We start from the raw sequence: 12,191 nt of genomic DNA on the forward strand, positions 1-12,191 counted from the left end.
GAACCGCGAACCGCGAACCGCGAACCGCGAACCGCGAACGGGCCTAGCCGGGGCGGTACCGCTCGGGGCAGCATGGTCCGGTGCACGCTCGATCACCGGAAGTCACCATGACCGGTGAGCCGCCGCAGCCGCTGGTCACCGAGGACGAGCCGGTGCACGGCACGTTCGGCTGCGAGCGCACGGTCCTGGTCATCGCACGCACCATCACTTCGACCGCTCGGCTGCTCGACGCACTCCGGTTCTTCCGGGACGACTTCCGGGTGGACCTGGTCTTCACCGTCAACGACACCTCGCGGCACAGCACCGGAGTGCACGAGCTGCTGCGCGATGCGCGAGCCGACCGGATCGTCCCGTGGGACCAGGTGCGGAAGGTCCCGTACGCGCTGGCGATCTCGGCGAGCGAGAACATCGACTTCGACGAGCTCGACCTCTCCCGGCCGGTCGTGGTGCTGCCGCACGGCATCGGGTTCAACAAGTACGTGCCCGACCCGAAGACGGGCGGCACCCGCCTCGCGGGCCTGCCCTCGGAGTACGCGCTGCGCACCGGCAACGTGCTGGTGACGTTGGCGAACGAAGCGCAGGACCGGCAGCTGCGGGCGGTCCGGCCCGAGGTCGCGGGCAGCACCGCCGTCGTCGGCGACCCCACCTTCGACCAGCTGCGGGCGAGCCTCCCGCTGCGCGACCGCTACCGGCGGGCGCTGGGCCTGCGCGGCCGGAAGCTGGTGCTGCTGAGCTCAACGTGGCGCGAGGAGGGACTCCTGGGCACGCATCGCGGGCTCGCGGAGCGGTTGCTCGCGCAGCTGCCCGCCGACGAGTACGCCGTGGCGTTGGCGATGCACCCGAACATCTGGTCCTGGTACGGCGAGCTGCGGGTGCGGACCTGGTTCGCCGACGCCGTCGACGCTGGCCTGCTGTTGCTGCCGCCCGACGGCGGCTGGCAGGCAGCGCTGGTCGCCGCGCACCAGGTCGTGGGTGATCACGGTTCGGTGAGCCTCTACGCCGCATGCCTCGGAAAACCGTTGCTGCTGGCCGCGTTCGGAGCGGAGAGCGTGCCCGGAACTCCCATCGAAGTGCTCCAGCGCGGCGCGGACCACCTCGACGTGCGGGGCGACGTGCTGGAACAGCTGGAGCGTTCCTCCCGCGAACACGACCCCGAGCGGTTCGCCGCGCTGTCCGAGCAGGTGTTCGCGCACCTCGGCGACGCCTCCCGCGTCCTGCGCGACGTGCTCTACGACCGCCTCGGCCTGCCCACTCCCGACCGGGAAGCGCCGCTGCTGCGCCCGGCGGACCCCGCGCCGCACCGGCTCGAACCGGCCTCGTTCGAGGTGTTCACCGAGTTCACCGCGCCGGACGCGGTCGTGCTGCGCCGCTACCCGGCGGCCGTTCGGCGTGCGGACGACCCGGCCGATCTCGACGGAGGTGCGCAGCGGCACCTCGCCGTGGACGAGGACGAACCTCGGCTGGCACGGCACCAGTCCGCCGCGGTGCTGGCGCGCGGCGCGGTGACGGACGAGGCGGACGCGCTCGCATGGCTGTCCCGGTCCGGCATCGACTTCCCCGGCGCCCGGATCCGTGCCGCCGCGACCGCGGACGGCTGCCTCGCGACCGTCCGCAATGGACCGGCGGTGCGGATCGCGACGGATCGCCCCGCCGTGGCCATGCTCGCCGCGTCGGCGCTGTACGCACTCGTCGTCGCAGGGCGGCGCGCTCAGCAGGTCACCGTGGTGTCCGGTGCGCAGGAGTTCCGGATGACCGTGTCCGAGCGCTGACGGGCGCTCAGCCGAGCCGTTCCAGCTCCGCCCGCAGGTCCGCCGCGCGGGGCCCGCCGAAGCTCTCGTGCACGGCGAGCGCGGCGCGCAGGTTGTCCCGTTGCAGCGCCACGTCTCCACGAGCGGCGGCGACCTCGGCGAGCCGTTCCCTGGCCTGCGCGGCGTAGTAGTGGTCCTCGCCCGCGATGAGCACCGAGATCGCCTCGTGCAGCACATCGTTCGCGGCGTCGAGTTCGCCGAGCCCCGCGTGGGCGACGCCGATACCGGTGAGGGCGCGCCCCGCCATCCGCTCGTCCGGCACGTCCCTGATCAGCCGCAGCGCCTCGTGCAGCGTCTCCAGGGCTCGCCGGTGCTCACCGGACGCGTCCAGGCTGCACCCGAGGAAGTACGTCACGAACGCCCGGCCTCGCAGGTCCCCGGCAGCGACGAACAGCTCCAGCGCCTGGCCGTACGCCTCGACCGCCGTCGCGCTCCGCCCGGTCGCGTCGCGGTACCGGCCCACGAGTTCCCACACGGAGGCCAGCAAGCGCGGCTGCCCGAGTCCCTCCGCCCGCGGCAACGCGGCGTCGAGCTCCGCTTCGGCGCGTGCGAGCTCACCGAGGTCGGTCAGGGCGCGGGACACGAAGCTGCGCAACCGGGCGACCGCGTCAGGCCGCTCGTCGAGTTCCGCGGCCCGCACCCCGAGTTCGGTGGTCGCGACCCATTCCAGCAGGTAGCGGCGGTTGACGTAGAGCGCGGTCATCGCCTCGGCCAGCTGCCACGCCGCGCGGTGCAGCCCACCGTCCACAGCGGACCGCAGCACCGCGGCCAGCGTCGCGCGTTCGGCGTCCATCCAGCTCATCGCGTCCTGCTTCGCGCGCTCACCGGTGAACGGCTGCTCCTGTCCCGCGAGCAGTTCTGCGTGGTCGGTGATCCGCAGCCTGCCCGGTCCGAGGATCGCCAGGTCGGCGAACGCGGCCCGGTGCAGGCAATGCCGCACGATTCGCCGCAACGTCGCGGCCCGGGACTCCGCGGAGTCGTGCTGCTCGGCGCAGGCCCGCGCGTGCGCCCGCACCAGGTCGTGCATCCGATAGCGGCCGCTGCCGTCGTCGACCACGAAGTGCGCGTCCAGCAAGGCGACCAGCGCCCGGCGCGCCCGAGCCGGTACCTCGGCCGCGGCGCGCACCAGGTCCAGGTCGAAGTCGCCGACCGGCACCAGGCCGAGCCGCCGGTACAGTTCCGCGGCCTCCGGCGGCAGCATCTTGTAGGCGACGGTGAACGGCGAGGTCAGCTGCGACCCGTCCGCCCGGTTCTCCGCGACGAGCTCCGCCACCGGCAGGCTCGGATGTGCGCGCAGCGCGGCGGCCATGATCCGCAGCATCTCGGGGAAGCCGCCGCAGAGCCCGGCGAGCTCGCGCATCGCCGCCGGTTCCTGCTCGGCCCGGCGGGCACCGCACATCGCCTGCATGAGTTCGCTGCCTGCCTCGTCGCCGAGCGGGTCGATCTCGACCACCGAGGCTTCGTCGAGCAGCAGGTCGCTGAGCCGCCGGTTGCTGGTCACCAGCACCGAACTGCCCGGCGCCTTCGGCACGAACGGCTCCACCTCGGCGGGTTCGGCCACGTCGTCGAGCAGCACCAGGACCGGCGATCCGCTGGTCCACGTCTGGTAGAGACCGGCGCGCCCGGCGAACGTGGACGGCAGCACCTTCTCCTGCACGCCCAGCGAACGCAGGCAGTCCGCGAGCGCATCGCTGACGGCGACACCGTCGGGTCCGCGCAGCTTCCCGAGGTCCACGAAGAGCTCGCCACCGGGATAGGCGTCGACCTCACCCGCCACGTGCCGAGCCGTAGCGGACTTCCCCACACCGGGCAGCCCGGTGAACATCACGATCTTCGAGCCGGGCTTCCCGTCGCTGTGCGCGAGCAGTGCGCGGGCACGGGTGCGCTCCCGGTCGCGATTGACGAACTCCCCCGTCAGCGGATGGATCTCACGCGGCACGCGCACCGGTGTCGTACCGATGTAGGTGTCCCCGTAGTGCGCGCCGGTCTGCACGACCGGACCACCGGCCGCGCCGGACACGGAGTTCGCCTGCTGCGGCCGATCGTCCATGCGCCCATCCTCATCACCCGGCGGTAGTCGGCTCCCCACGGTACGCGAGCAGCCCGCGCAGATCAGCCGGATCGCAGCTCACGACGAAGTGCGCAACCGGGGCGTCGACGCGCTCCGAAGCGGTGCTCCAGGTGATCGCTTCGGCTCCGCGATGTCCCCGGCAGCGGAAGGACCACCTCGCCGCCCGGTTCCGCACGCGCGCTCGCGATGCCGAGCTCGTTGTCCTCGCGCAGATCAGCACGCCCCGCACGCTCGGCCACGACGGCGAGTTCCAGCCGCGCCCGCACTTCGTAGAAGTGGTCACCACCGGAATCGCGACCGCCTCCGGCAACGACGCGACGGCGTCGCCGAGCAGGTCCGCGCCCCGCTCAGGGCCGGTTCCCGAACGAAGTCCGCCGCCCACCCCCGCGGAGCCCGCCTCACCGCCCCTGGTGCGGGGTGCGCACGGTGCCGAACTGGGTGCTGTTGAGGTTCTGATCGGCGAACTTCACCGCCACGGCGCCCAGGATCTCGGCCATCGCCGCGGCGGCGGGAGTGGGATTGCGATTCGCGGGGCGGGCCAGCAGGATTCGCCGGATCGGCGCGGGCACTCCGGTGGCGAAGCGCACCAGCCGGACGTCGCTGCGGCGGTTCGTCATCGCAAGCCTGGGCGCGATGGCGATGCCGAGCCCGGCGGCCACCATCGCCTGCGCCTCCTGGTAATCGTGCGACTCGTACCCGATGCGCGGTTCGAAACCGGCGCGCCGACAGCTGCGGCGCAGCACTTCCGCAACGGGATGGTTGTCCGCGCGGATGATCCACTGCTGTTCGGCGAGATCGGTGAGGCCGATCTCGCCGGCTTCGAGCAGCTCCGAGTTCGCGGGCACCACCAGCACGGTCGGATCGTCGAGCAGGTGGCGCACGATCAGCGAGGGGTCGTCGACGCGGTTCCACTCGTAGTCCCACAGCATCGCGAGTTCGATCTCGCCGGTGTCGAGCCGGTCGAGCAGGTGCGCCAGCAGTCCGGAGTGCACCTTGACGTGCAGGCTCGGGTGCTTGCGGGCGAAGCGGGTCAGCGCCGGGGGCAGCAGCGACGCGCTCACCGTGGGGAACGAACCCAGCCGCAGCGTCCCGCGGTCCAGCCGGGCGAGCGCTTCCAGATCCGCGTCCGCGCCGCGCAGCTCGCGGCGGATCGCCCGGCCCCTGGCGACGAGGGCTTCGCCCGCATCGGTTAGCCGGACTCCGCGCGGCAACCGGTGCAGCAGGGGCTGACCGAGGTCGGCTTCGAGCCTGGACATCTGCTGCGAGGCGGCGGACGGCGTGACCCCGGCCGCGTCGGCGGCCGCGGTGAGCGATCCGCGTTCCGCGACCTCCACCAGCAGCAGCATCCGCCGGACGTCGAGCATGCGCTTCCTCCTGCCGAAACGGAGCCGGTCCAGAGCGAGCCTTGAGCTGTGCTTAACGGCATCTTAGAAAACGAACATTGTCCTCAAGCCTACCTCTCGCCACTGTGGACCTCGCCCGAATGGTTCGGAACAACGGAGAAGCCCAGTGCACATACCGGCGACCTTGGTGCGGGGCGGGACCAGCAAGTGCTGGTTGTTCGCCCAGGAGAACGTGCCGGACGACATCGCGGAACTGGAACGGCTGCTGGTCGACGCCTACGGTTCCGCGGACCCGGTGCAGCTCGACGGCGTCGGCGGCGCCACCCCGACGACCTCGAAGGCCGCCGTGGTCTCGGCCTCGCAGGCACCCGGCGTGCACGTCGACTACCTGTTCGGCCAGGTCGGCATCGGGGTGCCGCGCGTCGAATGGGGAAGCAACTGCGGCAACTGCGCCACCGCCATCGCGCTGTGGGCGGTGGCGCGCGGGCTCGTCCCGCCCGACGGGGACCGCACTCGTGTGGTCATGCGCAACACCAACACCGGAGCCGTCCTGGAGTCCGATGTGGACACCACTGGCGGCGTGGTGCACGAGTTCGGCGACCATACGGTGCCCGGCACCAGAGCCGGGGGCGTCGCGGTGGGTCTGACATTCCTCGATCCGGGCGGCCGCACGACGGGTGCGACCCTGCCCACCGGGCGGGCGCTCGACGTGCTGCGTGCGGGCGACGACGACTTCCCGGCGACGCTGGTCGACGCCGGCGCACCGGCGGTGCTGGTCCGGGCGGGCGCGCTCGGCGCCAGCGGAACGGAATCCTTGGAACGAATGCGTGACCTGGTGGCTCCGCTGCGCCAGGTCCGGCGAGCCGCGGCCCACCTGATCCTGCCCGGCCACGACACCGGCGACGCGGTGCCGAAGGTCGGCATCGTGGGACCACCGGCCGACTACATCAGCACCACCGGCGAGCGCATCGACGCGCGATCGCACGACGTGTCGGTGCGGATGTTGTCCATGAACAGCCCGCACCCGGCGATCGGGCTCACCTCGGCCGTGGCCGTGGCCGTGGCCGCTTCCTTCCGGGGCAGCACCGTGCACGACGCGGCCGGGTCGCCGAGCTCGACCGCCACGCGGATCGGGACCGCGGCCGGGGTGGTGACCGTGGCCTGCGACGACCTCACCGACTCCGGCCCGCGACGGGTGACCATCCGACGCGCCGCCCGGGTGCTGTGCGAGGCGCGCATCCACATCCCGGACTCGGCGCTGCCGCAGCCCGCATAGGAATTCCTCCCAGATGATCGGTGCGGTGGTGGAGCGGATCTTCCGCTGCGGGACTCCAACGGCTCCGATGACCGACCGCCGCGTCGCACGCCCGCCTCCACCGCGTCGCGCCCCGACCCAGCACTGAGGACAACGATGTCTGCTGAACTGATCTCCATCGGCGCACTCGCCGTGATGTTCGTGGTCGCCACCGTGCTGCCGATCAACATCGGCATCCTGGCGTTCCTAGGCGCGTTCGCCGTCGGCACCGCCTCGCTCGGCTTGTCCGAGGACGAGATCTTCGCCGGATTCCCCGCCTCCCTGTTCGTGACGATCGTCGGGGTGACCTACCTGTTCGCGGTGGCACGGCGCAACGGCACGGTGGACCTGCTGGTCTCAGCGGGGGTGCGGCTGGTGCGGGGCGAGGTGGCGCTCATCCCGTGGGTGCTGTTCGCCGTGGCCTGCGTGCTCACCGCGTTCGGCACGTTCACCCCGGCTGCCGTGGCGTTGCTGGTCCCGGTCGGCATGAACTTCGCCCACCGGCACCGGATGAGCCCGCTCATGATCGGCATGATGATCATCTGCGGCGCGCACGCGGGAGCGTTCTCGCCGATCGCCGTGTCCGGGGTGCTGGTGTCGGGGATGCTGGCGGAGACCTCGCTCGCGGTCGCGCCGCACGTGCTGTTCCTCGCCAGCCTGGGATTCAACTTCGCGCTGTCGGCGGTCACGTTCCTGCTCCTGCGCCGCTCGGCGACCGTCCCGGCCGGAGAGCCCGAGGAAGCGCCCTCCGTCGAGCAGGCGGGCGCCGGGATCACCTGGAGGCAATGGCTGACGCTGGCCTCGCTGCTGGCTTTAGCGGTGGGCGCGCTGGTGTTCCAACTGGAGATCGGGATTCTCGCGCTCGCCGCAGGCACGCTGCTGACCCTGGTGGACATGCGCGCCCAGGCGAAGGCGGTGGAGGGCATCAGCTGGTCGACGATCCTGCTGGTCGCGGGGATGGTCACCTATGTCGGCGTGCTGGAGAAGGCGGGCACCATCGATCTGATCTCGCACCAGGCGGCGTCCTCCGGCGCGCCGCTGCTGGTGGCGCTGCTGCTGTGCATCGTGGTCGCGGTGGCGTCCGCGTTCGCGTCGTCGACCGCCATCCTCACCGCGATCATCCCGGTCGCCGTGCCGCTGCTGCTCTCGAGCCACCTGAGCGCGGCGGGCCTGGTCGCGGCGCTGGCCGTGTCGACGACCATCGTGGACGTCTCGCCGTTCTCCACCAACGGCGCGCTGGTGCTGAGCAACGCGCGGGGTGTGGACAAGGACGCCTTCTACCGGCAGGTCATCGGCTACTCCGCCGGAGTGGTCGCCCTCGGCCCCGTGTTCGCCTGGGGCGCGCTGGTTCTGCCGGGCGCGATGTGAGCACCGGATGTGAGGACGACCGCCGGGTGCTCGACGTCGATCGGCTCGCCCGGTGCGGCCATGCGGGGGAGCCGACTTCGTCGAATTCGGCCGAGACGGTCGCGTCGATCGTCCGGTCCGCCGCAGCGGGCGTCCGGTTCCCGGTGCACGGGGTCCGCTTCCGCGGTGAACGTGTGGACCAGGGTGAACAGCACCGCGCAGGAGCTCGATCACATCCGGTCCACACGTCGGTCACCTCTCGGCGTCGCGGAACGGGCGGGTCAGCTCCGGTGCGCCACGGCGGCGTCGGCGACCGGCACGGTCCCCAGCACCAGGTCCTGCCCGGCGTCGACGGTGCAGGTCAGGTCGAAGGTGCCCAGCGCGGTGTCCGAGCCGTCGGCCTTCTTCGGGGTGAGTTTCGAGGTGAACGTGTCCGCGACCGCCACCGTCGCGTCCCCGGCGGCGTCCGGCGTCACCGCGGGCACCGGGCCGGCGGCGGTCACCACCAGCGGGCCGGACTCGGGGATCGGCGTGCTGGGCACCGGCAGGTCCTGCATCACCACGTCCTGCGCCGCACCCGCCCCGTCGGTGACCACGGCGTTCACCGTGGCGGAGCCTTCTACCGTGGCCGCGCCGAGCAGGTCGAAACCGTTGACGGTCTCCTCCGGCACGCTCACCGTCGCGGAGAAGTCGGTCGCCTCGATGGGCTGGCCCAACACCGCCGCGTCCGGCAGCGTCACCGCGATGTCCGTGCTCACCTGGCCGTTGCCGATGAGCGGGAAGGCGCAGGTGTAGCTGAGCGTCTTGGTCACCGGCGCGGCCGACGCCACGCCCGCACCGGCTGCGGCGACACCGACGGCCAGCACCGTCCCGGCCACGACAGCGAGACCACGGCGTGCCGCCAAGGCGAATTCGACATTCTTGTTCACAGTTCCTCCAGTCTGCGCACAGCCGTCCCGAACATGCGGGAACCGCTGCTCCTGAATTCATTCCGAACCAGTAGAGAAAACGCACCACTGCACAAGGAAGTACTGGTGCCGCAACGAATCCGGCACCGATCAGAGCGAATAGACCCGCAGCAATTTCGACTTCTGCTCGCGGATTTCGGAGATTACCGAGAGGAAACTCCCCGCACAACATCCGGTAATGAAAATCCGAAGGAAACCGCCGAAACCGGGCGATCCTTGTCATCTCGCTCATAACGACCGTCCCCGCGACGCGCACCGGCGGACGAAGCGAGCGGCGCCGGCGACGACGCAGATGCTCATCGGGGACCGGATCGTGACTGTTGCACCGGCGGCCTGGCATGACACCCTCAGCGGCAACCCTGCCAAACACGGGAGAAAGTCAGGTTGGCAAGATACGGAGTCCGGGTGACGGCTGCGGCTCGCACCGGAGCACGACAGGAAGGAACCAGGTGAACGCCGACACCGCACAGGTCGACGACCTGCGACTCATCGCCCTGCCCACCGCGCTGAACTGCACTGACATCTTCGTGCGCTTCACGCTCAGCGAGTGGTCGCTTCGGCCGCTCGCGGACGAGGCCGCGCACACCACCGGTCTGATGGTGGACGCCGCGGTGCAGGCCTCCGATCCGAACTCGCCTGGGTTCCTCACGATCAGATTGCGATTGCGCGGCGATTGCCTGGTCATCGAGGTCGAGGACGAGACCAAGGGCGGGGCTCCCGCTCAGTTGAAGGAATTACAAGGAATGCGCACCGGAGTGGAACCGCTCGGCGGCCGCGGCAACCGCCGCTGGTGCGAGCTGGCACTGCCGCCGGGCATGAGCGCCTCCGCGGTGCCGCTGCCGCGGCGCGAGAAGCGACGCTCCCCCGCCGCCGAGGCTCTCGGCGACGAGCCCGACGAGCTGGACCCGCAGGTCATGCAGCGACTGCTGTCCGGTTTGAACAACGCGGGCGGCGGCCACCGCAAGCCTGACTGAGCACCGCTTCCGCGACCAACCTAGAACAGGCCCACGCCTGGACCCCCTCGGCGTCCAGGCGATTCGGCCTGTCCGGATGCCGGTGCGCGTCGCGCGGGCCAACGACCACCGGCCCGCTCCACGCGGCCGATGGCGAGCGGGCGGGGCGCGCATTCGGCCGATCATCGGATTTCCCGCGTCCTTTCGGATCGAACGTCGGCGGTGGCGAATCGTCGAGCGGGCCATCGCCGAGGATCGAATACTCGGCGATCAGGGAATGCGCAGGCGCGCCAAGACGGCCTCCGGTGACAGTTCCGCGAGATCGCGATCGGCGCGCCACCTCGCCAGCACGGCGGAGGCCGCCTCCGCCAGTTCCGCGGGCAGCCCCGCCGCCTCCAGCGTGCGGGCGATCTCCCGCATTTCCGGTTCCCACCGCCACGCGCGTGCTGCCACGCTCGGCAAGTAGTCGCGTTCAGCCAGGATGCGACCGGACATTCGCTCCGCCTCGCCCAGCAGGGCATCGGTGACGTCGTGCTCGTCAGCCAGGGAATGCGCGACGGCCGCCAGCACCCGGCTCGCCTTCTGGAACGACGCGAACGCCATCTTCAGCGCGCTCGCCCGCCCGATCGCCTCGCCCAACCCCACCGGTTCGAGACGGGAACCGGCGAACAGGCCCGCGAGGAACCCCACCTGCTCGGTCGCACCCGCCAGGTACAACCGCGCGGTGTGCGCGGCGTCGGGCGGCGGGCCGATGATCGCCCCGTCGACGACGGTGATGCCTGCGCCCGTCAGCACCGCCGCAAGGCCCCCCACCGTCTCGGGCGCGATCGCGTTGGCGTCCACGTACACGCCGTCGTAGCCGATCTCCGCGACCGATTGAGCCACGTCGAACGCGGTGGCCGGTGGACACACCGAGAGCACCGCGTCGCAGCGGGCCAGCAACTCCGGCAGCGCGCCCACCTCGTGCAGTCCGGCTCGCACGGCGCGATCTCTGCTCTGCTCGCTGCGGCCCTGCGAGCACCACAGGACGGTGTGGCCGCGGCTGCTCAGCTGCACGGCGACCGCCGCTCCCATGGCTCCCGGATGCAGCACGCCCACCGTCGACGGCTTCGCGCCCGTCATCTCGCGCCCTCGAACAACTCGGCCTGCTGCGAGGACTCGCAGCACGACACCACTTGTTCCCGCAGTTCCCACGCCAACGACGTGCCGTGCAGGTGCGGCCGTTGCAGCACCTGGCTGATTTGGCGCAATCGCCGAACCACGCTGTCCGTGCGGCGCCGCCCGGTCACCTCCAGCACCGCACGCACCTGTTCGGCCGCGCCTTCCAGGTCGTCCTGGCCGAGCCGGGCGACCGCCAGGTCAAGGCGGGCCAAGCTCATCTCTCCGATCCGTCTCCGTTCCGCCGGGTCCCGCCGGTAGAGCTCCACCGCCTCGGCCGCCGCCCGTTCGGCCTGCGCCAAGTTGGCGCGGTCGCCCAGCCACAACCAGGTGGTGGCGCTGTAGAACGTCTGCTTGGCCACCGGGAAGGTCATCAGCCCGCCCGGTTCGTCCTCACCGACCACCTCGGTCCTGGCCCGGTCGGCCCGGCGCAGCGAGTCCTCGGTGGCGCGCTGATCGCCGAGCCGCGCGTGCGCGCGCGCCTCGATGGACGCGAGCCGCACCCGCGGCGTGCCCGCCTCCGGCTCGTAGCGCCAGCCCTGCGCCGCGAGCGCCACCGCGTCGCGGGGCCGTTCGTCCCAGTACGCGACGAGGCTCTGGGTGCCGCGGATCCACGAGCGGAGCGAGTTGTTGCCCGCCAGTTCGGCGCACAGGAAGGCCGTGCGCGCCTGCGTCTCGGCCGCGGCGAGCCAACCGAGGTCGAAGGAGGCGTTGGCCAACACGCCGCAGACGACGCCGCCGACCAGGTACAGCTCTTGAGACTGGGCTGGACGCTGCCTTCCTTCCAGCAGGTCGAAGATCCTGTCCCGGAGTTCGCGCAGTTCCACGAACAGCGGGTACACCGGACGATTCGGGTAGCTGGTGACGATCCGGCCCACATCCGCGCGGAACTGCTCCAGGCTGTGGGGACCGACGTTGCTCTGTTCGGCGAACTGCCCGAACCGGGCGGATTCGACGGCCGCCATGGCGACCTCGCTTTCCATCGACATGTCCACGTTGTCCAGGTGGCGGGAGCCGTGCGTCCCGGCCTGCGTCGTGGCCGGGCCGGAACCACCACCGTCGTCGCCCCGCAGGGGTGGCCCGAACAGTTCCTCTGCCGATTCTCCGAACATCCGTTCCAGCACCCGGCAGGTGGCCGGATGCGGGAGCCCGCCCAGCTGACCGCCCAGCCACCGACTGACCTGCCGCTGTGACACGACGGCGGATTCACCGCGTTCACGAGCAGAAGCGTGGAAATCCCCGCAGAACT

Annotated in this window: 9 protein-coding genes; 4 read left to right on the top strand and 5 right to left on the bottom strand. The window is 71.3% G+C overall.

Features of this window, described 5'->3' with window-relative positions; genetic code table 11:
• Nucleotides 1-80 precede the first annotated feature (80 nt).
• The gene (locus ACWD38_RS09315) at nucleotides 81-1,769 is read left to right on the top strand and encodes a hypothetical protein (RefSeq protein WP_450123812.1); all 1,689 of its coding nucleotides are present in this window, start codon (nucleotides 81-83) and stop codon (nucleotides 1,767-1,769) included.
• A gap of 7 nt (nucleotides 1,770-1,776) precedes the next feature.
• Here ACWD38_RS09315 and ACWD38_RS09320 read toward each other — a convergent pair whose 3' ends face one another.
• Together ACWD38_RS09320 and ACWD38_RS09325 are read right to left on the bottom strand one after the other, a co-directional pair.
• Entirely contained in the window at nucleotides 1,777-3,858 is a 2,082-nt protein-coding gene (locus tag ACWD38_RS09320) for an NB-ARC domain-containing protein (RefSeq protein WP_450123813.1), read from the bottom strand.
• Nucleotides 3,859-4,277: 419 nt separating this feature from the next.
• Nucleotides 4,278-5,243 carry a LysR family transcriptional regulator gene (locus ACWD38_RS09325; RefSeq protein WP_184479495.1) on the bottom strand — a complete coding sequence of 322 codons (966 nt, stop codon included), beginning with the start codon at nucleotides 5,241-5,243 and terminating at the stop codon, nucleotides 4,278-4,280.
• Between the two features lie 145 nt (nucleotides 5,244-5,388).
• Here ACWD38_RS09325 and ACWD38_RS09330 point away from each other — a divergent pair, with 145 nt between their 5' ends.
• Together ACWD38_RS09330 and ACWD38_RS09335 are read left to right on the top strand one after the other, a co-directional pair.
• Nucleotides 5,389-6,498: a PrpF domain-containing protein gene (locus tag ACWD38_RS09330; RefSeq protein WP_450123814.1), complete on the top strand. Its 1,110-nt coding sequence runs from the start codon at nucleotides 5,389-5,391 to the stop codon at nucleotides 6,496-6,498.
• Between the two features lie 135 nt (nucleotides 6,499-6,633).
• The gene (locus ACWD38_RS09335) at nucleotides 6,634-7,884 is read left to right on the top strand and encodes an SLC13 family permease (protein WP_184479497.1); all 1,251 of its coding nucleotides are present in this window, start codon (nucleotides 6,634-6,636) and stop codon (nucleotides 7,882-7,884) included.
• Nucleotides 7,885-8,144: 260 nt separating this feature from the next.
• Here ACWD38_RS09335 and ACWD38_RS09340 read toward each other — a convergent pair whose 3' ends face one another.
• Nucleotides 8,145-8,792, bottom strand: a complete 648-nt coding sequence (locus ACWD38_RS09340) for a DUF6801 domain-containing protein (RefSeq protein WP_450123815.1) — start codon at nucleotides 8,790-8,792, stop codon at nucleotides 8,145-8,147.
• A gap of 488 nt (nucleotides 8,793-9,280) precedes the next feature.
• On the opposite strand from ACWD38_RS09340, the gene ACWD38_RS09345 reads away from it, so the two are divergent.
• On the top strand, nucleotides 9,281-9,805 hold the full coding sequence (locus ACWD38_RS09345; protein WP_184479499.1) for a sensor histidine kinase: 525 nt from the start codon (nucleotides 9,281-9,283) through the stop codon (nucleotides 9,803-9,805).
• A 249-nt stretch (nucleotides 9,806-10,054) separates the two neighbouring features.
• Here the strand turns inward: ACWD38_RS09345 and ACWD38_RS09350 are convergent, their stop codons facing one another.
• Together ACWD38_RS09350 and ACWD38_RS09355 are read right to left on the bottom strand one after the other, a co-directional pair.
• A complete protein-coding gene (locus ACWD38_RS09350) occupies nucleotides 10,055-10,906 on the bottom strand; it encodes a DUF1932 domain-containing protein (protein ID WP_450123816.1) in 852 nt (283 codons plus the stop codon).
• Nucleotides 10,903-12,138, bottom strand: coding sequence for a hypothetical protein (locus ACWD38_RS09355; RefSeq protein ID WP_450123817.1), 1,236 nt, complete (start codon nucleotides 12,136-12,138; stop codon nucleotides 10,903-10,905). The genes ACWD38_RS09350 and ACWD38_RS09355 overlap by 4 nt, the downstream gene beginning before the upstream one ends.
• Nucleotides 12,139-12,191: the final 53 nt, after the last annotated feature.

The organism is Saccharopolyspora sp. NPDC002578 (genome assembly GCF_053592695.1).

Excerpts from the sequence above, each read along its gene's own strand:
- ACWD38_RS09325 (WP_184479495.1), bottom strand. The coding sequence starts at position 5,243 with ATGCTCGACGTCCGGCGGATGCTGCTGCTGGTGGAGGTCGCGGAACGC.
- ACWD38_RS09350 (WP_450123816.1), bottom strand. The coding sequence starts at position 10,906 with ATGACGGGCGCGAAGCCGTCGACGGTGGGCGTGCTGCATCCGGGAGCC.
- ACWD38_RS09320 (WP_450123813.1), bottom strand. The coding sequence starts at position 3,858 with ATGGACGATCGGCCGCAGCAGGCGAACTCCGTGTCCGGCGCGGCCGGT.
- ACWD38_RS09335 (WP_184479497.1), top strand. The coding sequence starts at position 6,634 with ATGTCTGCTGAACTGATCTCCATCGGCGCACTCGCCGTGATGTTCGTG.